A 19,196-nucleotide genomic window follows, 5' to 3' on the forward strand; every position below is an offset into this window, starting at 1 on the left:
TGTGCGGATAATTGTTTAGTGTTATGCCAGCCGGATAATTCTCCTGACCCTCCTGAAAAATATAATATTGACCACCATTGTAAATACATAAAAAATGAATGAATAGATCGATGACCAGCTCTTGAATTGAAACAGATTGAATTGTAGGGATACAAGTTCCAGACAAGTTAAAAGTAACGCCCAAAACAGCGTGTAGATGAGCCAATTTGGTTTATATTTGGAATAAAAGTACAGGGCAATGATAATGGGTGGTGGATAAACCAATGTCTGCAATACAACATCAAAGATTTCGGCATGTGCGTAATCCAGCGTGTCGTAGAAGTCCAAAGGATGCTCTGCAAATAGCGATTCAAGTGTGGTTGTAATGAATAGATTGAACAAATATATGGAGGACACCTCCACTGCAGACAGTTGACTCTCTCTTTTCAACAAAAAGTAAAGAACACCAAGAACGAGTATGGTAATCGCGATTGTATAAATTTCATTTTCATCAAATTGCTTTGGTATAATCGGTTTGAATATATTGGAGTAAACATTATTCATGGCTGCAACCTTTCTTTCATCATCAATCGTTTCAAATACTTTTTAATCACAAATGTGACGAAAACGACAATAAAGGCAAATGCTATATCAATGAACGGATACCAATGCTCTCCTTTTTGTTCGAGGACACCGAGTGAAAGATAGAACATTTCACTTGCTGCCACAAATGCAGCCCATGCAATGATACTGGAGATTTTAATGAAGGTGTTATTTGAAAGAAAGAGAAAAATGATCCCTATCAATAGAACCGGCAAAATGATACCAAAATGCAGCTTTATCGATATTTTTGCCCACATACTATCTGCAATGCTGATTCGTTCATATGGAGAAAACAGCTTATAGTAAGTATTTTGACAAAGGTATGATGTCAGGAGAAATAATAGCATGAGATAAAAGGTTGAGAATTTCCTTTTATAGATATGGAAAAGGAACAAACTGAGGATGGAAACTGTAAGAGTGATGCAAAAAGCTAGAATCATGTGTGTAACTCCTAAGTTTTGTCATTTCAATCTTAGTATTGCAATAGAGGAACAAATCATACTTTATTCAGCTATATGTTGGATAATTAATTCATAATGAGTTTCAAGTACTAATCCGGAGTAAATATAACTTAATTAAGAACGAAGAAATTTTCTTTATTTCACCAAAATTTATTTGAAAAATCTTTATATAACGGCAATAGGTTAAAACTGCATTAAAACTATTCTAAGAAAACTCTTCATTCTAAATGATGAAAAAGTCCCATTTTTCATATTGTTTATTCTATATAAAGAACTTATAATATGATAGATTCATAGAAAAATTTTACTATAAAGGGGGACTATGGTTGAAGATTAAACGCTATTCGTTACTGTTTGCTTTTTTGCTTGTTTTTAATGTTTTCGCTTCCACTGCTGTGTTTGCGGAGGATAATCCTGAGGATGTCCCGCCGACGATTGTTTCGCTCGGTGATTCGATTTCCTACGGATACAATTTAGGTGATAATTCAACAGCATCTCCAAATGCTTTCCCAAATTTGATTGCAGGTGGATTTCCTGATGTAATCAATTTAAGCAAGCCTGGAATAACCTCTGATATGCTTCTAGCTGGTATGAACGAGCAGGTGTTGATGACCCTTGCAGAGGCAGATCTAATTACAATCAATATTGGAAGCAATGATTTACTTCAGGCTATTGATTATAAAGTTCTGTTGGGCTCTGGTATACCTATTGATGATGCGAAGAAAGCAGAACTTGAACCAAAAGTTACAGCTGCAGCCATGAAATTAGCTGGGAATCTACAAGTAATTATCGGGAAAATAAGAGAAAAATCAACGGCCCCGATCTTTCTTTATAATATCTACAATCCATTCGGACAAAGTCAAGATCCATTCGCAGGCTCTGTACATACTCTTGGAGAAATGATTGTAAATAAAGTGAATGGAGATGTAATTTCTAAAGCTGGATTGTTTCCAGGGATTTATGTACTTGATGCATATCAAGCTTTTGATGGGAACCAACACGTGTTTGTAATGCTAAAACCTGAAATAAATGAATTTATCCATCCGACTCAGGCTGGTCATGTAGCTCTTGCGGCATTAGCAGACCACCAGTTGGCTATCATCTTCCCTGAAGACCCTGAAGAACCTCCTTTAGAAGTGAATGTACTGGTTTCTGAAGAGGAAGAAACTGAAGGACCGATCGAAGTATTGATCCAAACCAACAAAGATGATTCGATTACAGCTCTCAAGTGGCTAAAGGGATCTGATTTGACTGAGGAAAATTTCATCAGTGAGGGCAATGAAATCAGTTTGGAAACCTTCTCCTTTGAAGTTGCTGAAAACGGAACCTATACTGTGTACGTTGAATCCAATGAAAAAATTGTCCTATTGAAGTTCACCATTGATAATATCAAAGCACCACCAGTCGAAGAGGAAGAGCCGCCAGTTGAAGAAGAACCACCTGTAGAGGAAGAAAAGCCTCCAGTTGAAGAGGAAAAGCCCCCAGTTAAAGAAGAACCTAAAGAAGAAAAGCCTCCTGTAAAAGAGGAAACAAAAAAGCCATCTAGTGGGAATAAACTGCCTAATACAGCAACGAACTCTTATAACTATCTGGTTATGGGGTCGGGAATGCTTGTGGTAGGGTTCTCAGTAATGGTAACTTCAAGAGTAAGAAATCGTAAAGTGAACCGATAATACAAAGGCCCCCCATTTGACCATTAAATGGGGGGCCTTATTATTTTGGAAGAAGCTTATAATACTAAGTCACATCCTCAGGATTATGCCTTCACCTTTGCAGTTGTTTCATAAAGCTCCAACGCTTCCTTGACATTATAATTCTTTTTGACGATTGCATGGATGGCCTTAATCATCGCTTCGGGCTGCTCGGATTGCCAGATGTTCCGTCCCATATCCACTCCCGCAGCTCCCTGCCTCATGGCATTGTAAGTGATTTCCAGCGCTTCCTTTATTGTATCGAACTTTGGCCCTCCTGCTATGACAATGGGCACAGGACATTTACTGGTAACCTGCTCGAAATTTTCGCAGTAATAGGTTTTTACGATATCCGCTCCCATTTCAGCCGTAACCCTGGAGGCAAGTGCGAGAAATCTTGTATCCCTTTTCTCTAGCTCCTTCCCTACTGCCGTTATCCCTAGCACTGGGAGACCAAAATCATGCGCTTCACTTACTACATGAGCAAGATTGGTGATCGTCTGGGTTTCGTATTTCGACCCTACAAAAACAGACACTCCCACTCCCACTACATTGTGGCGGACGGCCTCTTTCATGGAGGTGACTATCGTTTCGTTGGAAAGGTCATTTAACACGGTAGGTCCCCCGGAAACTCTGAGCACCATCGGTTTTTCCGTATCCTCCGGTATGCAGGCGGCAAGCGTTCCTCTGGTTAAGTATAGCGAATCCGTATATGGAAGTAGATCCTTAACTGTTTCCCCGGGTTTTTCCAGACCTGTTATCGGTCCGAGAAAGTAACCATGATCGATCGCAAGCATAACCGCCCTTCCGTTTGGAAGTATTTTATTTAGCCGGTTTTTAAATCCCCATGTCATTTCACTTCACTCCTTCTATCTTTTATATTTGTGGTCTATCGATGACAATCGAGTCATTCTTTCCTATATGTGGTGACTTGATAAAGACAGCTTTAAAAAGACTGCTTGATTGATTGATAAGATAATGGGAGTCTCCGGGACTGCATTGAATCATATCTCCCGGTTTCGCTTCCACCCTTTCACTATTAATATAAAAATCAATCTCCCCCTCCAAAATGTAGAAGATCTCCTCGCATTCTGTATGATAATGGTTCGGAAAATCCTGACCCGGCTTCAGTACGACAACCCCGACATCCACGTTTGGACCTTTTGTCAAATATTTGGGGCCGTTATCACCAAAACGGTACTCAAAATCATTTTCATTCACCTTTTTCATTTTCTGCCCCTCCTTTCGCTCGTTCTATAATCCTGGTGCCTTCCACATATGCGTTGTTACACCCCTATCAGCCAGGTTCAGCTGTGATTCATACACTTTTCGCCATTTCTCATAGATTTTTAGATATTCATGATGATTGCCCATCCTTGGCTGGAAGGTCCTCTCCCAAACGACAACTGAATCTGCAGCTTCCTTGATAGATGAATAGATTCCGGCACCGATCGCCGCATATAAAGCTGTGCCCAATGCAGCAGCTTCTTTAATGACCGGCACTTTTACCGGGACACCAAGAACATCCGCAAGGGTCTGGCTCCACAATCTCCCCTTTGAAGCGCCACCTGCAAATATCACTTCTTCCGGGTAATGACCTGTCACTTCTTCTATTAGCTTTAAGTTTCCTAGAGTGATGAGTGCTGCGTTTTCCTGGAGTGATCTGAACATTTCCATTTTTCCGGTCTTTTGGGGATCTATACTGAGGTTAATGAAGGATGGTGCTGCATGGCGCCAAGATACATAATTCATGACATCGGAGAATACAGGAATGATTCCATTGGATCCTGCCGGAACATGCTGAGCTTTCTCTTCCAGTATTTCATAAGCATCCCTGCCGGTGATTTTGGCCTCTTCGACTTCCTTCTCGCAAAAGGCATCTCTGAACCAACGCATGACAAGACCGGGAAAGAAAGCAATGGCCTCTAATTGCCATTGTCCTTCGACCGCGTGGCAATTTACTCGAAGACGCCCTTTGGGATCCATGTAGGGCTTCTCCACGTTCACCTCCTGTTGCCAAAATGATCCGCCGGAGACGACCGTTTGATTTGTCGAAATGGCACCAACACCGACAGAAGCCATCTGGGCATCGCCTCCACCTGAAACAACCAAGGTTTCCGGGCATAGTCCAGTCAGTGCTGCTGTTTCTATTGAAACTTTTCCAAGGACGGTTCCTGCTTCATGAACCTTCGGGAAGATCGAATCCTTGATTTCACACCTCGACGCTATTTGTTTTTGCCACTCTCTTTTTTCAAGGTTAAAGATTCCGCTCGTACAACCGTTGGATGGATCTACTTGGAGGATGCCTGACAATTTATAGAGAATCCAATCGTTGATCATCGTGATACATGAAGTTGCTTCATATATTTCCGGTTTATGTTTCTTCAACCACAACAGGCGCGGGATCGCTCCAAGTGCAAACGTCTGTCCGGACTCGGCATATAAATCCATTTCTATCTTTTCATCCGACATCTTTAAATCTGATACCTCAACGCCTGCTCTGGCATCCACATTGGCACATGCCCAGATTTCCTGTCCGTTCTGGTTATATAGGACAAAACCTTCCCTCATACTTGTTGCGCTTACCGCTTTTATGTCTGATGGAAGGATTCCTGTATCCTGCAATACTTCCTTGACGCAATGAATGACGAGTTCCCAATTGGATGCCGTATCAAAGTTCATCGATCCCGGTACTCCCTCATCAGGCAAGTGTGTCCACTCTTTTTGCGACACACCTATTTGTTGTCCTTTGCGATCAAACAAGACTGCCCGAATACTTCCTGTACCGGCATCAAAGGCCAAAACGTAATCCATGCTACACATTCACCTCCATTTTCATCAAAGCCCTTGCAGTCGTTTCATCTGTCACTAATGTATGAATATAGCCGCCTTTCAAAGCGCCATAAATCGCATCAAGCTTTTTGTCGCCTCCAGCGACGGCAAGAACATTGTTCATTTCTTTTAATCTGTTAATATCCAAGCCTATCAACCTTTTATGATGTGGCAGTGGAATCACATTTCCATCCCGATCAAAGAATTGCCCCAGTATGTCACCGACTGCATGCCGCTGCTTGATGAAGGTAAGTTCATTCAGTGTCATTTTTTCTTCCTGGATGATGGTGGCATCAGGGGATACCCCCCCTATCCCGACAAGAATGTACTTGGATAGCGTGCCAAGCTCCAGAATATCTTTGATGGAAGGCTCAGATAAAAAGCTTTCAGCCATCTCTTCAGAGGAAGCAAGGAAAGGTGCCGGAATGATGGAAATATGATGAAACTTCTCCATCCCTCTATCCGAGGAGCTCCGATTATGGAGATAATAGTTGACCCCTCCTGTCAATGTGACGACACATACATTCAAGTTCGGGTCCAAGGCCAGATAATCTATGGTGCGAGAAACCGCTTTGCCCCATCCAAGCCCTATCAAATCATCCGGCTGGAGTTTGTGTTGTATATATTGTGCCGCTGCCCTTGAAAGACTATCACTCAAGTCCCTTATATCAGGCGGGGTCGGGATGATAAAAGCGTTAGGTAGTGAAAAAGCTTCTTTGAATTCTTTTTCCATGCCTAAGCAATTCGTCCCCATCCCTCTAATATTGAATTGGACCACTCCCTCCATCCTCGCCCGTTCAAGGAGCCTTACCACCTTGGTACGTGAGACTTCAAGAAGTTCAGCAATTTCATTCTGGGTCATATTGTCCTTATAGTAGTACCAAGCAACTTTTATTAGAAGGTTTTCTGTAAACTTATCCTGTATCATCTGCTGTACACTCCTCAACAAATGTGCGACATGTAAATTTATGTTCTTGCTTCATGAACAATATATCCAGCCTGATTTTATAAAAGAACTGAAATTGATCTTTAGGAAAAAATAATGCAGATGGTGGAATAATTGATATCCCTGCTGTGTAAATAATTAACAAGCATCCAAAGACAGGTGAACATATTATTGCAGCAAATTTATATGTTCAATTGAAAGCGCTTAAATCATTTGAACCCCATGAAGGTGGTGAAGGAAAAAATGACGGCAAATTCCATTCCCCTACTGCAAGTAGAAGAAATATCCAAGCGCTTTTCGGGAAATCCGGTACTAAAGGATGTTTCTCTATCACTGGACAGTGGGGAGATCCATGCCATAGTCGGTGGAAATGGAGCAGGCAAGTCCACTTTGATGAAGATTATTACCGGTTTATATAAAGCTGATAGTGGTGTGATGAAGATCAAGGGGAAAAAGGTACAATTCTCTTCCACTCACGAAGCACATCAACACGGAATCTACCTTGTGCCGCAAGAACCGCTTATTTTCCCTAATATGACAGTGGAAGAAAATATACTCATAGGTATTCCGGGTAAAAAGACCACCTTGCAGAATAAAGTCAAAAATCTAATATCAAGACTTGGATGGAAGTTGAGTCTGCATGAAACAGGACTGTCTTTATCCATTGCGGAAAAACAGTTGGTGGAGATCATCCGGGGGCTTGTCCGGGAGGCGGACATATTGATTTTAGATGAACCTACCTCCACTCTTACCTTTGGTGAAATAGACTCCCTATTCAGTACTATTAATCAGTTGAAATGCGAAGGAATGGGTTTGTTTTACATCACCCATCGTTTTGGAGAAATCTTCAGGATGGCAGATAAAATTTCAGTCTTGCGGGATGGTGTCATTTCAGCTCAAGGCCATGTCAAAGAATTTAACTATGAAAAGCTTTTAGTCAGCCTATTGCCAGAAAATGCGGAAGTCTCTTCATGCACGGACCAATTCCATCAGAATTCACATGAGAAAGAGAAATCCACTATCTTACAGATTGCAAACCTGACAGGGCGAGGCTTCGAGGATGTATCACTTTCTCTTTCCTCCGGAGAAATATTGGGAATTGCCGGGGTGGTTGGCGCAGGAAGGACAGAGCTTGCTGAATCAATTGCCGGGATATCAAAACCGATAGATGGAACAATCCATTTCAGCGGGGAGGAAATCAGTGCTATCAATATCAGGAATAGGATTGATAAAGGTTTGATCTATGTACCAGAGGATAGACATAAACATGGTATTTTCTCACTTACTTCCATTCAAAGCAATATATCCTCCACCATCCTTCATCGCCTCAGTAAAGTATTATTGCCATTTGCTTCAGAAAGCTCCCTTGCGTCGGAATATGTATCAAAATTCAAAATAAAAGCCACCTCCCCCCTTCAGAATTTGGAGGATCTTTCGGGTGGAAATCAACAAAAGGTGGTGCTTTCCAGGTGTCTTGCTGCCGATCCAAAAGTAATCATATTAGATGAACCAACCCGTGGCATTGATGCCAATGCAAGGGAAGATATCTATCAGATCATTCATCAATTGCGTCAGCGGGGACTGGCGGTTCTTCTCATTTCTTCTGATATCGAAGAAATTGTCAGTCTTAGCGATAGAGTCATCATCCTATATGAAGGTAAGCTTGTGAAAACCCTTCAAAAAGACGAGATTTCCCCTGATACAATTGCTGCTTATGCGTTTGGGGTAGATAATGAGGTGATCGTCAGATGAACCACCTATTCTTCCGATTGCTCAAGGCCCGCGAACTTTCGATAGTATTGCTATTGTTTGCTTACATTCTCTTTATAAGCAGCATCAATGCCGATTTCTTCTCCGGGAACTCTTTCTCGCTGCTGATAAAAGCAAGTGTCATCCTGCTGGTTTTGGCAATTGGTCAGTCTTTTGTGCTATTCACTTCAAATATTGATGTATCGGTAGGATCCATCATGGGATTGTCGGCTGCGGTCTGCGGGGTGCTACTGACTTCTGGTGTTGAGATTTGGATTGCTATCCCTGTTGTCCTTTTGGTTGGTGGTCTTGTTGGATTGTTCAACGGCATCGGGGTTTCCTACCTAAAGGTTCCATCGATCATCATGACACTGGGAATGCTGGGTGTAATCAGGGGGATCATGCTGATTTACACTAAAGGCATGTGGATAGAAAATATCCCGAATTATTATAAAAAGCTCGCGAATATAAAGCTGATTGGAATAAACCTTTCCGTCTGGGTTGTCCTCCTTTTGTTAGTGCTGGCGCATTTCTGGCTTACCAAGTCTCGATTTGGGCGTTACTTTTTTGCCGTCGGTGATAACAGGGATGGTGCAAGTCTGGTAGGTATACCAGTGAAGCGGGTAACCGTATTATCATTCATCCTTTCCGGAGTGTCTGCTGCTATAGCAGGTCTGATATTTGTCATGAATATCGGATTCGTCCCCAATCAAACAGGGACTGGTATTGAGCTGCAGGTTATAGCAGCTGCCGTTCTAGGAGGCGTCAGTTTAACCGGTGGATCTGGGACCGTTATTGGTGCGGGGCTTGGTGCACTGTTTATGACTACCATTACAAATTCATTGATCTATTTAAAAATCCCAGCATACTGGAACAATGCTATCTTTGGCTTGTTGCTATTATTGATTGTTGTTGGCGACTCGAAATTTCAATCTATCATAAAGACTCAAAGCTTGAAAAAGCGGGAGCTAAATAGGAGATTCACAGACAAACCCCTATTTAAAGGAGGTGGTGATTCTGAAAAAGAGCTTAAAGACCTTCCTTAAGTGGGAGGGCATCCTTCTTATGCTTATACTTTTTGAGTGTTTCGTATTCGGATTGCTCTCTCCAGGATTCCTGCAATTTAATAACCTTCTTTATAGCATGAATGATTTTGCTTATATTGCACTTGCAGCCATTCCATTGACATTTGTCATCATAACTGGTGGCATCGATGTTTCGATCGGTTCCATCATGGGTCTTACCTCCATTGTCCTTGGTGTTCTCTGGATGAATGGGGTCTCCATCTGGATTGCCCTCTTGCTGGCTCTTCTAATTGCGGTATTCGCAGGAGGGATTAATGGAAGTTTAGTAGCCTTTTCCAATGTCCAGCCCTTGGTAGTAACATTAGGGGGTATGTTCCTGTTTTCAGGTATAGGCCTAGTTATCTCTGGCGGCTCGAGTGCTTCAGGTTACGAAGGCATCAGCGGTTTCCCATCCTACTTTGTGGAAATCGCAAACGGTCAGTTCCTCGGCTTGCCGAATCCGATCCTGCTGATTATTGGAAGTGTTATATTCTTCGGGATTCTACTCCATTACACACGTTATGGAAGAAACGTGTTCCTGGTGGGGATCAATATAAAAGCTTCACGATATAGTGGCATTCCTATCAAATGGACGGTCATGAGTACTTATATGCTATCCGGCCTTGGAGGTGGTATCGGGGGAATCATTTTAACGTCCTATTTCAGTTCCGCCAGATCCGATCTTGGATCCGAAGCGGTGCTTCCGGTCATTACGGCGGTAGTTTTAGGGGGAACAAGCATTTTTGGTGGGAAAGGGAGTATTCTTGGGACAGCGATTGCCTGTATTTTCATCGGGATCATGCAATATGGCCTTCAGATGCTGGGACTTTCCAGTTCTTACATCAGTGTCGTGATAGGGACTATCCTGATTCTTGCAGTAATTTTAAAGTACTCCAATTGGCATTCTCTGTCTCAACTTTTGGATCACTTCAGTAAAGATAAACAACTTCCAGATAAGAAATAAGGGGGATATCACATGTCGAGAGTTAAATTAGTCGGTATATTTATTCTTATCCTAGTTTTAGGCAGCTTTCTGATGGCATGTAATAGTGGGGAAAAAAGCAAAGATGATGTCAAGCTTGCGTTCATACCTAAACTTACAGGAGTGGGATTCTTCACATCCGGTGGTCAAGGGGCAAAAGAAATGGCAGATTCCTTGGAAGTGGAATTGAAATATGATGGTCCAAGTGAAGCGACGGTTGCCGGCCAGGTTCAATATATCAACAACTTCGTAAATCAAGGCTATGATGCCCTCATGATTTCCTCCGTATCTGTTGACGGTCTTAGCCAGGCATTAAAGCGTGCAAAGGATAAAGGCGTAAAAATCTTGACATGGGATTCCGATGTGAATCCAGAGGATCGCTCCTTCTACATCAACCAGGGAACACCGGAACAGCTGGCAGAATTATTGATAAAAATGACATCTGACCAGATCGGTGATACGGGTAAAGTGGCATTCTTCTATTCCAGCCCAACGGTAACCGACCAAAATCAATGGGTGACGAAAGCGAAGGAAATCATTGCTGCAGACTATCCTGGTTGGGAAATCGTGACAACCCAGTTTGGAGAAAATGATGCCCAAAAATCATTGTCAGTTGGTGAAAGCATCCTTCAAACCTACCAGGATATAGATGCAATCATCTGTCCAGACGCAACTGCCTTGCCGGCGATGGCTCAGGCGGCAGAGAATTTGGGCAAGGACGGCGAGGTAGTGATTACAGGGTTCTCTACACCAAATGTAATGAGAGATTATGTGAAGCGTGACACGGTCAAGCAATTCGGTCTATGGGATGTGAAAAAGCAAGGTGCATTAGCGGCATATGTTGCCTACCTCATGACAGTGGAAGGAAAAGAGTTGAAGGTTGGAGACGAGTTTGAAGTTCCGGATATCGGAAAAGTGAAAATTGAACCGAACTCCATCCAGGGATATGATTATGAAGCGGAAGATAGCGGAATCATTCTACTTCCTGAGCGTGTTGTATTCACGAAGGAAAATATCGATGATTATGATTTCTAAATTATAACTAAAAAGGACGGTGAGCGATTGGTAATCGCAGCCGTCCTTTATTAATTTGATTATTTATGGCGATTGTTATTGAGGTTTTTATGTTTTCGGCGCATTTTAGAGAAATGGCAACGATCACATACACCGTATTTAAAGTCATGGGCCAGCCTCTCGCCGCAATTCCTGCATTGCTTGGTAATTGTTTTAACGTCCGTTTTTAACCTTTCATGAACTTCGTCGCTGAAGCTTTCACGAATGCGCTCCCAGTAGGTGGCTTCTGTCCTTCTGTCAAGTCGATACAAAAACAAAAGATGAAGGCCGACAGCTTTGTAGGAGAGTTCCCCGTCCTCAAGGCTGCCTTTTCTCATATAAGGTTCCGGAAGTTCTGTTCCATTTACGATTGCGAACATGGTGTCCTGCCACTGGCCCACAAGCACCTGTTCTTTCGTAGAAAATGGAAGATGCAAAAACCCATACAGGTCGCCTGCTGAAAGACGTGCTTCAATTACCGTATCTTTAATTGTCTCATATAAATATTGTTCTTCGGATAGCGATGCTTTTTCCGTTCCTTCCGGGCTTTCGAATTTCTCCCATAATTCAAAGAATGTCCCAAGCCTTCTTGAATATTTCTGGAATCTTTCTAAAACGGAACTGGTGGGAGCGATGGCAAAGGTATGAACTTCCTGATCTTTTTTCTCAAGAAGCTGAGCCATTGCGGGAATATCACCTGTAAAGGCCACTTTCCCGATGTTGTATATGCCCTTTCGTCCTGCCCTTCCTGCTATCTGTTTCACTTCCTGGGAAGTAAGGCGCCTTCTTCTTGTACCATCGAATTTTTCGTTTTGAAGAAATACAATTCTTCTGATGGGCAGGTTCAGTCCCATTCCGATTGCATCGGTAGCAATGATGATGCTCGTTTTCCCGTTTATAAAATCTTGCATCTGCTTTTTCCTTGTTTCAGGAGGCATGCTTCCGTAAATCATACTGACTGAATAGCCTCTTTGTTGAAGGGAGGACGCGGTTTCGAGCACTTTTTTCCTTGAGAAGCAAACTAGTGCATCACCTTTTTTAGCATCAGATAGCGTGAACATTCTAGACTCCACCTGAAGCGGTGTATCCCGCTTATAACGATGCACTTCCACGTCTGCATCTCCTAAAAGCTGAAGAATCATTGCCTGCATGTTATAGCTGCCAATGATATGAACCTCTTTGGCATTTGCTTTGGTAATGGCCTTATACCAGGAGAAGCCTCTGTCCTTATCGGCAATCATCTGTGCCTCATCAATGACTACTACTTCATAGAAATCCTTTTCATAAAACATTTCCACTGTCGAGGATATGTGTTTGGCGCCGGGTTCAATTTTTTCCTCTTCGCCTGTTTTCAGTGTACATGGTATACCACCTGCATTTAACACATCATAAACTTCAAGTGCCAAGAGACGGAGCGGTGCTAGGTATAAGCCACTTTCAGCTTCCTGCATCCTTTGTAGTGCCTGGTATGTTTTCCCTGTATTTGTTTCACCGACGTGTAGGATATAACGTATATCCCTGCCTGCTGATGGGATATACTCCCTGCCGAAAATATCGTCGAGCATCCTTTCTTCCTCTTGCTTCTTCCGTTCGATCTCCGCAAGTTCCGCGGCCTTTCTTTTCACGCGTTCTTTGACGTCCTCTTCATATATTCTCTGATGAACTGACTTTTCGTAAGGAATCGGCACTAGTTCCAACAAGTCGCTTACATACTCCTCTTGAATCTCTTCCATATAGCTATGAATGATTAAGTGAAGGGCATTGGCCAATAATTTTCTGATCTTTGAAGGATTTACCCTTTCGCCTACTACATCTTCGTATCTATATAACAGAGCTGGATCCATTTCTTTCAAGATCTTTTCAGGTATTACCCCGAACAGGAAATCCGTAATTCTCTTTTCATATTTAAAATAATATGTTTCATATTCGAAATGGCGTTCCCCATAATGGTAGGTCTTGTGTACAGCTCCGGTCAGTTCCGTTAAAAAGGAAGCGACTGTGGAATAATCCTCGGGGTTGAAGGATCCTGCCTCCAATAACAGCTCTTCAAGCCTAAAAGTATCAACCTCTTCAAACTTAACCGCTTCATGTAAATCTGTATCAAGCTTATCGGCTACAAAATTCCTTACAATCAGGTAGTATTCCTGCTGGCTATTTTCCACTATTTTATGGGCTTGAAGTTCCAAAGCGGTGACAACTTCTTCACGTTCAGCCTGTTCGCGCTTTTCTTTTATCCTCTTTTCAAAAAGGATCCTTGCCTTTCTATATTGCTCTTCCCAAGCAAGGGGGTTTTCTTTTTCCATATTTTTCAACCAATCCAGAGCTGCAAATGGCTGATACTCCCGCATTTCATTGCGAAACAACTGATTAATGAGCTTTCTGTCTACCCCTTCCACCTCATAGCCGCGCTCGCTTAAATATGCTTTCTTTTCTTTTCTCGCTACATCGTTTGTCACTTTATTCAACCAGACATTGATCCATATCTGCTGAATATAATTGCCTCTTTCTTCAAGATACTCCTGGAATGTCGGCATTTCTTCTTTCGTCTCCAAAAAATGAAGAATGTCTTCCTGAATTTTAAACTTTGTCTGATCTACCGCAATCGGATACAAAATATTTAATTGATTCAATGTAAGTCTCCTTTCTTGCCCAAGTAATTCAGAGACTGTATGTTAGTCTAAGTCAAGTTCTTGGATGATGTTCTTAATCGGAATTGCCAGTCCGAATCTTTGATTATCCTTTATTTGGTCTATGGTTGCATATACGACTCCGATCACTTTACCATTCTCATTTATGACCGGACTCCCGCTATTGCCGGAATGTATGGGAGCGTCCAGGAGCAGGACCGGTATTTGAAGGTTGCCTTCGTATATCCCTGCAGTCTCCCCTTCCATGACAATATTAGAATGGGAAAGTGGGTTACCGATGATATAAATCTGTTTTCCGGCCTCTTCCTGATCTGTTGCACGATTTAAATCTAAACTAGGCAAAGCTTCACCGTCTATTTCCAGTAGTGCGAAATCAAAATCTGGATTATCCGAGATAACATTTGCGGAAAAGATTTGACCATCAGGGAAACTCACCCTAATGGAAGCCATCTCATCGACAACATGAGAATTTGTAACGATCTTTCCGGATGGATCAATATTGAAACCTGTGCCTTTTCTTCCATTCCCATTTATCGTAACGACAGCCTTTTTCCATTCTTCTATCTTTTTATCATTTGATAATTCCTTAGATTTTAATAAAAATTGTATGGATGGGAGGTTGAATAGCTCCGGGAAAATTCCCCAGACATTCACGGACAAAGCAAGGATTATGACCATGCTTAAAAGTTTAACCCGTTTTTTCCTTTTCTTGACCGCCTCTTCTTTTCTAAGGCTATCATCTTCATTCACAAAAAAATCTTCCAGGGGCGGTTCCTCGGAATCCTGATTTCTCTCTATGCCTTCCTCTTCCTCTCTTTTCATCTGATCACCTGCTATCACTTAAAATCTATATCAAGGACAATATATTAACTATACACTTTTTATGAAGTTAAATTAAGGAAAAACATTGTTGACAATATCTCTAGCAGCGCATATAATTTATCTTGAAGTTATAAATCTTGAATTAAAGATAATTTAAACCGAGGGAAATTAGGAGGAATTAATAATGGCAAAAACTAATTGGAATGTAGACAAAGCACACAGCACAGTGGATTTTTCAGTAAAACATATGATGTTCGCGACAGTTAAAGGTGGGTTTCAGGATTTTGATGCGACCATTGTTGCCGACCCAACAGATTTGACTACAGCTGATATCGAATTCACGATTGACGTATCAAGCATTGATACTCGCAACGGAGACCGTGACGCCCACTTGCGTTCAGCAGACTTCTTTGATGTGGAAAATCACCCGAAGATGACTTTTAAATCAACAGTCATTGAAAAAACAGATGACAATGAATACAACATTACAGGTGATTTGACGCTTCGCGGTACAACAAAGGCAGAAACCTTTGCTGTTACTTTTGAAGGAACTGGATTAGATCCTTGGGGAAATGAAAAAGCAGGATTTGCTGTTTCAGGCAAAATCAAACGTAGTGATTATGGCCTGACATGGAACGCTCCTTTGGAAGCAGGCGGCGTGCTTGTCGGTGACCAGATTAAAGTGGAGCTTCAACTTCAAGCTGCCAAAGGCTAATTAAAAGACAAGGGATAGTATATGCTGCAAAATGCTGCTTATTCTATCCCTTTTTTATATTTTTACTCTTTTTCTAAAAGTGTTTTGATTTTTTTTAAATCTTTATTATTGGCTTTTCTCATCATAGTAGCCATAAAAGGTGCCAGGAGTTTGGAAAAACCTGAAGGTACTCCTCTATTACGCAAAGTCATTGAGGTTAAATCTGCACCTATTGTTTCCCATGTATAGGTTGTCTCCATCGGGAATGGACCCTCTGATGTTCTCATAACCAGCTTTTCTCCTCTAGTAAACTCTACTATTTCATATATGTATGAAAGCTCCCTACCTAGAAATTTCGCTCTAAATGCTACCAAAGATCCTATTGTCAAGGGCTTTGGAGATTTCCACTCCACAGACTTAATATTGTCATACCATGTTGGAGCATTGTCTGGGTTGGATGCATAGTCTGCAACTTTATTCAATGGAGCATGAATATCAATATTAGTTATTACATCGACCATTAATGAACCCTCCTAATATCTCTTTACTATATGATGACATAATATAGAATGCTTGTCATTAATCGAATGATTCAGTTCGGCGAAACACAAAACCCTTGGGACCTCCTATTGAAGTTCCCAAGGGCTCATAAGTCTATATGCAAGATATCCAATTCTATGTCATATTTAATTGGACCGCCTTTTACCAAACGGGACGTATGGTGGTGTGAGAGGTCGGGGAGAAGTCCCCCCTCCTACTCGATTATTCATATCAGATTGCCTTCAACTTAATGGTTTCTGCATTCTCCAATTTCTCGATCATTTGTAACCATGCCTCTGGCTTATTTGGTAATACAGTATAGTAACGTTTTAGAAATGCCATAATTAAATCCGCTTCCAATGTTTCCTTGTTTGCAGCCATAGGCAAGAAACACAGATCTAGTCCTTCGACAGCCTCTCCATCATTGTTCCATGAAGGATGAACGTAAGTGAAGTCCAACCGCCTATAGCCAAGGTGAGATAATACCTCTCTCCGTACATAAGGGTTCATGGATTTAACCCCTCCAAATTCATAGGAGTCCACCTTGTATGGGTCGTATATTTCCGCAAACATGCCACGGAGGTCCTTTCCATTGTTTTTTGCTAATGCATGTAAATCCTGCGCACGATTGTGGGCTAAAAATGCCCCGATCCCAAGTCCGTCTTTTCCGATAATTGTAAAATCGGTCATAGCTACGTTGAAATCCTCATAATAACGGTATTCTGTAGCTCCAATTACTTGGTTATTTTCCACTGCGACAAATACCCGGATTCCAGGGTCCTCCAGCGGTTCCTTCCATAGATCAAAATCCAATACCTCTTCACCAGGAAACACCTGCTGCATTAACTGATGCATCTGTTTAAATAAAGGATCTTCAATACTGGTTATTCTAATGTACTCCATGTTCTCTCTACTCCCAACACTCAAAATTTTTTAAAAGGGTTTTTCCATTCCATTAATGCTCCATAATTGTGGGAATCTTCATCTTCAAGGTAGTTTTCTACAACCCTCACTGGTGAGCGGCCACAACGCAATAGGAAAGTAATGACAGGATCTTTTACTTCTCCCTTTATTACTGCATCTAGATATTGTTGTGCTGACATTTCATCAGCGTGTTTATGATAACCAGGCATTCTACCGCCACCTAGTAAGCGATCCACACCTAGTTGAATCACGACTTCATACATGGAAAGCATGAGCCATTTTCCAAGACCCAGTTTTCGATAGGCTGGACTGACACTGATATCTACAACATATACGGTGTTTCCATCCGGATTATGAGTGCGGATATAGCCATTGTCTGTTATCTCTTCCCACGTATGATCAGGGCTGTCAGGGTCATAATCTACAAGTAGTCCTGTCATTGATCCTGCAATGTTACCATCTATTTCCACACATAATGCTCCTTCTGGAAACAAAGTGATATGATTTCGAAGCTGTTCCCTGTTCCACCACAAATCGGATGGGAAGGGTGGTGGAAAACTTTCCTGCTGGACGCGAATCAGATTGGAAAAGTCCTTCTCTTCGTAGTTTCGAATAATGGCCTTTACTGGTTTATCTTGATCAAAGACAAAAAACTCTTTTCGATACAACAATATCCCTCCTATAAAGATAAGGCTAAATTTTTCTTATTATTTTCCCAATCAGGATAAAGGTCGGTACGGCGGTCTCTCCAAGTGGTGACGGAGCCCTCTTCACGAACCTGGTAGAGTAGTTCCAAATCCAGGTCTGCAGTGACAATCATATCCTGATTGATTTCTCCTTCGACTAGTAATCCTTTAGGGGGAAATGGAATATCATTCGGTGTGATGACTGCAGCTTGGCCATAATTTGCTCTCATGAAATCTACTGACGGGAGTGAACCTACTGTACCAGTTGTGACGACATATACCTGATTTTCGATGGTGCGTGCATGGCTGGAATAGCGAACTCGATGGAATCCATGCTGATCATCCGTACAGGATGGACAGAATATAATATCTGCACCTTTAGCCTTAGCCATTCGGACTATCTCAGGAAACTCTATATCATAGCAGGTTAACATCGCAATGGTCCCTTTGTCTGTATCGAACACCTCCAACCCTTCGCCAGGTGACATATTCCATTCTTTTACTTCAGTTGGTGTCATATGGAGCTTTGCTTGTTCTACTACTCTTCCATCCGGATAAAATAGATGGGCTACATTGTAAAGTTTACCATTTTTTCTGACCACATGGGTACCACCAATGATATGAAGCTCATATTCTGTAGCCAAGTCAATAAACAAATTTCGATAGGATTCTGTAAAACCTGGCAGATCCCCAATGGTTAACGCATTTCCGCTTTCATCACCTATCGACATTAATTGTGTGGTGAAAAATTCAGGAAATAAGACAAAATCAGCATTATATTCCTGAGCTGTCTTAACATAATGACGCACCTGATCTTCAAATTCCTGAAAAGATCTGATTGTCTTCAATTGATATTGAACCGCTGATACTCTTAATTTCATATCGTATCCCCTCTCTAGCATCATTTATATGATAAAATTCATTTTTTGTAGTAAGTTATGATGTTTCAAATGATATTATTAATTATTATTTATAAATTAACAAGTACGCACATTAAATATACATAGTGTATAAAAGTATACTGATTGGGTAGTCGGCCATATCAAAAATGGAATCTGGACAAAAAAACTATGGTTTCTTTTGCTATGGTTACTAAAACGATTCATTATGAAACTCTTACGGTGACAGGAATCTGATGCGAGGATATAATATATTGGGTAAAAGTACAAAATTGTACTTATCTACTTTGTCCAAAGGATTGTTACTAATCCTTAAAGAACTTGAAAGATAATCAAAAGAGGTGGAAAAATGAAGATTGCAATAATACTTGTAATAATCATTGGGGTTGCATCCCTGTTTGTCACACTTGCTTTGGCAGGGAAGAATGATGAAAACTACAGTGGATCAACCAAAGGAAACATATTCCGCTTAACATGGATATATGTAGGACTTGCAGTGGTGCTTTTAGGAGGAATTGCATTATATTTAAATATATAGGTATTATGATGAACAAGGAGATGTACTAGCTGCTTCTTCTTTTTCAATATTTTCAAGTAAAAAAGCCCTCCTTATTGTCAAGCTT

18 protein-coding genes and 1 pseudogene are annotated in these 19,196 nt (G+C 41.4%); 7 read left to right on the forward strand and 12 right to left on the reverse strand.

Translation table 11 applies throughout. The features are described from left to right. Nucleotides 1-21: 21 nt before the first annotated feature. Both JOC95_RS05115 and JOC95_RS05120 read right to left on the reverse strand, forming a co-directional pair. Nucleotides 22-543 (reverse strand): hypothetical protein, encoded by a 522-nt coding sequence (locus JOC95_RS05115; protein ID WP_204414098.1) that lies wholly within the window; start codon nt 541-543, stop codon nt 22-24. Further along, nucleotides 540-1,022, reverse strand: coding sequence for a hypothetical protein (locus tag JOC95_RS05120; RefSeq protein WP_204414100.1), 483 nt, complete (start codon nt 1,020-1,022; stop codon nt 540-542). Before JOC95_RS05120 ends, JOC95_RS05115 begins: the two co-directional genes overlap by 4 nt. 347 nt (nt 1,023-1,369) lie before the next feature. Between JOC95_RS05120 and JOC95_RS05125 the strand changes: the two genes are divergently transcribed. Continuing rightward, the gene (locus JOC95_RS05125) at nt 1,370-2,716 is read left to right on the forward strand and encodes an SGNH/GDSL hydrolase family protein (protein ID WP_204414102.1); all 1,347 of its coding nucleotides are present in this window, start codon (nt 1,370-1,372) and stop codon (nt 2,714-2,716) included. Nucleotides 2,717-2,799: 83 nt separating this feature from the next. Here JOC95_RS05125 and lsrF read toward each other — a convergent pair whose 3' ends face one another. Genes lsrF through JOC95_RS05145 form a run of 4 tightly spaced genes read right to left on the reverse strand, consistent with a single transcriptional unit; the run spans nt 2,800 to nt 6,494 of the window. After that, nucleotides 2,800-3,588, reverse strand: coding sequence for a 3-hydroxy-5-phosphonooxypentane-2,4-dione thiolase (gene lsrF, locus JOC95_RS05130; protein ID WP_204414104.1), 789 nt, complete (start codon nt 3,586-3,588; stop codon nt 2,800-2,802). A 22-nt stretch (nt 3,589-3,610) separates the two neighbouring features. After that, on the reverse strand, nt 3,611-3,964 hold the full coding sequence (locus JOC95_RS05135) for a cupin domain-containing protein (protein ID WP_204414106.1): 354 nt from the start codon (nt 3,962-3,964) through the stop codon (nt 3,611-3,613). Nucleotides 3,965-3,988: 24 nt separating this feature from the next. Then, nucleotides 3,989-5,548: an autoinducer-2 kinase gene (lsrK, locus tag JOC95_RS05140; RefSeq protein WP_204414108.1), complete on the reverse strand. Its 1,560-nt coding sequence runs from the start codon at nt 5,546-5,548 to the stop codon at nt 3,989-3,991. A gap of 1 nt (nt 5,549) precedes the next feature. Continuing rightward, nucleotides 5,550-6,494, reverse strand: a complete 945-nt coding sequence (locus JOC95_RS05145; RefSeq protein ID WP_204414110.1) for a sugar-binding transcriptional regulator — start codon at nt 6,492-6,494, stop codon at nt 5,550-5,552. Between the two features lie 261 nt (nt 6,495-6,755). Between JOC95_RS05145 and JOC95_RS05150 the strand changes: the two genes are divergently transcribed. From JOC95_RS05150 to lsrB, 4 genes and pseudogenes are all read left to right on the forward strand, one after another. Next, entirely contained in the window at nt 6,756-8,264 is a 1,509-nt protein-coding gene (locus tag JOC95_RS05150; protein ID WP_204414112.1) for a sugar ABC transporter ATP-binding protein, read from the forward strand. Further along, nucleotides 8,261-9,184: pseudogene (locus tag JOC95_RS05155) on the forward strand (ABC transporter permease subunit); the annotation flags it as partial. The gene JOC95_RS05150 and the pseudogene JOC95_RS05155, both read left to right, overlap by 4 nt. Nucleotides 9,185-9,326: 142 nt before the next feature. After that, nucleotides 9,327-10,289 carry an ABC transporter permease gene (locus tag JOC95_RS05160; protein ID WP_204414116.1) on the forward strand — a complete coding sequence of 321 codons (963 nt, stop codon included), beginning with the start codon at nt 9,327-9,329 and terminating at the stop codon, nt 10,287-10,289. Nucleotides 10,290-10,301: 12 nt separating this feature from the next. Then, nucleotides 10,302-11,342, forward strand: coding sequence for an autoinducer 2 ABC transporter substrate-binding protein LsrB (gene lsrB, locus JOC95_RS05165; RefSeq protein WP_204414118.1), 1,041 nt, complete (start codon nt 10,302-10,304; stop codon nt 11,340-11,342). A gap of 59 nt (nt 11,343-11,401) precedes the next feature. Here the strand turns inward: lsrB and JOC95_RS05170 are convergent, their stop codons facing one another. Together JOC95_RS05170 and JOC95_RS05175 are read right to left on the reverse strand one after the other, a co-directional pair. Then, nucleotides 11,402-13,990, reverse strand: coding sequence for a helicase-related protein (locus tag JOC95_RS05170; protein ID WP_204414120.1), 2,589 nt, complete (start codon nt 13,988-13,990; stop codon nt 11,402-11,404). 42 nt (nt 13,991-14,032) lie between these two features. Next, nucleotides 14,033-14,830: a S1C family serine protease gene (locus tag JOC95_RS05175; RefSeq protein WP_204414122.1), complete on the reverse strand. Its 798-nt coding sequence runs from the start codon at nt 14,828-14,830 to the stop codon at nt 14,033-14,035. 184 nt (nt 14,831-15,014) lie between these two features. Here JOC95_RS05175 and JOC95_RS05180 point away from each other — a divergent pair, with 184 nt between their 5' ends. Next, nucleotides 15,015-15,545, forward strand: coding sequence for a YceI family protein (locus tag JOC95_RS05180; RefSeq protein WP_204414124.1), 531 nt, complete (start codon nt 15,015-15,017; stop codon nt 15,543-15,545). 62 nt (nt 15,546-15,607) lie between these two features. On the opposite strand, the gene JOC95_RS05185 is transcribed toward JOC95_RS05180, so the two are convergent. The 4 genes from JOC95_RS05185 to JOC95_RS05200 form a co-directional block, all read right to left on the reverse strand. Then, nucleotides 15,608-16,045, reverse strand: a complete 438-nt coding sequence (locus tag JOC95_RS05185) for an SRPBCC family protein (RefSeq protein ID WP_204414126.1) — start codon at nt 16,043-16,045, stop codon at nt 15,608-15,610. A 250-nt stretch (nt 16,046-16,295) separates the two neighbouring features. Further along, entirely contained in the window at nt 16,296-16,967 is a 672-nt protein-coding gene (locus JOC95_RS05190) for a GNAT family N-acetyltransferase (RefSeq protein WP_204414128.1), read from the reverse strand. A 20-nt stretch (nt 16,968-16,987) separates the two neighbouring features. Then, a complete protein-coding gene (locus tag JOC95_RS05195; RefSeq protein WP_204414130.1) occupies nt 16,988-17,656 on the reverse strand; it encodes a GNAT family N-acetyltransferase in 669 nt (222 codons plus the stop codon). Between the two features lie 11 nt (nt 17,657-17,667). Beyond that, nucleotides 17,668-18,555: a carbon-nitrogen hydrolase family protein gene (locus JOC95_RS05200; protein ID WP_204414131.1), complete on the reverse strand. Its 888-nt coding sequence runs from the start codon at nt 18,553-18,555 to the stop codon at nt 17,668-17,670. 367 nt (nt 18,556-18,922) lie between these two features. Between JOC95_RS05200 and JOC95_RS05205 the strand changes: the two genes are divergently transcribed. Continuing rightward, nucleotides 18,923-19,111 carry a hypothetical protein gene (locus JOC95_RS05205; RefSeq protein ID WP_204414725.1) on the forward strand — a complete coding sequence of 63 codons (189 nt, stop codon included), beginning with the start codon at nt 18,923-18,925 and terminating at the stop codon, nt 19,109-19,111. The last annotated feature ends 85 nt before the right edge of the window (nt 19,112-19,196 follow it).

Source organism: Sutcliffiella tianshenii, assembly GCF_016908565.1.
Classification (GTDB): domain Bacteria; phylum Bacillota; class Bacilli; order Bacillales; family Bacillaceae_I; genus Sutcliffiella_A; species Sutcliffiella_A tianshenii.

Excerpts from the sequence above, each read along its gene's own strand:
- JOC95_RS05150 (WP_204414112.1), top strand. The coding sequence starts at position 6,756 with ATGACGGCAAATTCCATTCCCCTACTGCAAGTAGAAGAAATATCCAAG.
- JOC95_RS05120 (WP_204414100.1), bottom strand. The coding sequence starts at position 1,022 with ATGATTCTAGCTTTTTGCATCACTCTTACAGTTTCCATCCTCAGTTTG.
- JOC95_RS05145 (WP_204414110.1), bottom strand. The coding sequence starts at position 6,494 with ATGATACAGGATAAGTTTACAGAAAACCTTCTAATAAAAGTTGCTTGG.
- JOC95_RS05200 (WP_204414131.1), bottom strand. The coding sequence starts at position 18,555 with ATGAAATTAAGAGTATCAGCGGTTCAATATCAATTGAAGACAATCAGA.
- JOC95_RS05185 (WP_204414126.1), bottom strand. The coding sequence starts at position 16,045 with ATGGTCGATGTAATAACTAATATTGATATTCATGCTCCATTGAATAAA.
- lsrK (WP_204414108.1), bottom strand. The coding sequence starts at position 5,548 with ATGGATTACGTTTTGGCCTTTGATGCCGGTACAGGAAGTATTCGGGCA.
- JOC95_RS05180 (WP_204414124.1), top strand. The coding sequence starts at position 15,015 with ATGGCAAAAACTAATTGGAATGTAGACAAAGCACACAGCACAGTGGAT.
- lsrB (WP_204414118.1), top strand. The coding sequence starts at position 10,302 with ATGTCGAGAGTTAAATTAGTCGGTATATTTATTCTTATCCTAGTTTTA.
- JOC95_RS05205 (WP_204414725.1), top strand. The coding sequence starts at position 18,923 with ATGAAGATTGCAATAATACTTGTAATAATCATTGGGGTTGCATCCCTG.
- JOC95_RS05160 (WP_204414116.1), top strand. The coding sequence starts at position 9,327 with ATGCTTATACTTTTTGAGTGTTTCGTATTCGGATTGCTCTCTCCAGGA.
- JOC95_RS05115 (WP_204414098.1), bottom strand. The coding sequence starts at position 543 with ATGAATAATGTTTACTCCAATATATTCAAACCGATTATACCAAAGCAA.
- JOC95_RS05135 (WP_204414106.1), bottom strand. The coding sequence starts at position 3,964 with ATGAAAAAGGTGAATGAAAATGATTTTGAGTACCGTTTTGGTGATAAC.
- JOC95_RS05175 (WP_204414122.1), bottom strand. The coding sequence starts at position 14,830 with ATGAAAAGAGAGGAAGAGGAAGGCATAGAGAGAAATCAGGATTCCGAG.
- lsrF (WP_204414104.1), bottom strand. The coding sequence starts at position 3,588 with ATGACATGGGGATTTAAAAACCGGCTAAATAAAATACTTCCAAACGGA.
- JOC95_RS05190 (WP_204414128.1), bottom strand. The coding sequence starts at position 16,967 with ATGGAGTACATTAGAATAACCAGTATTGAAGATCCTTTATTTAAACAG.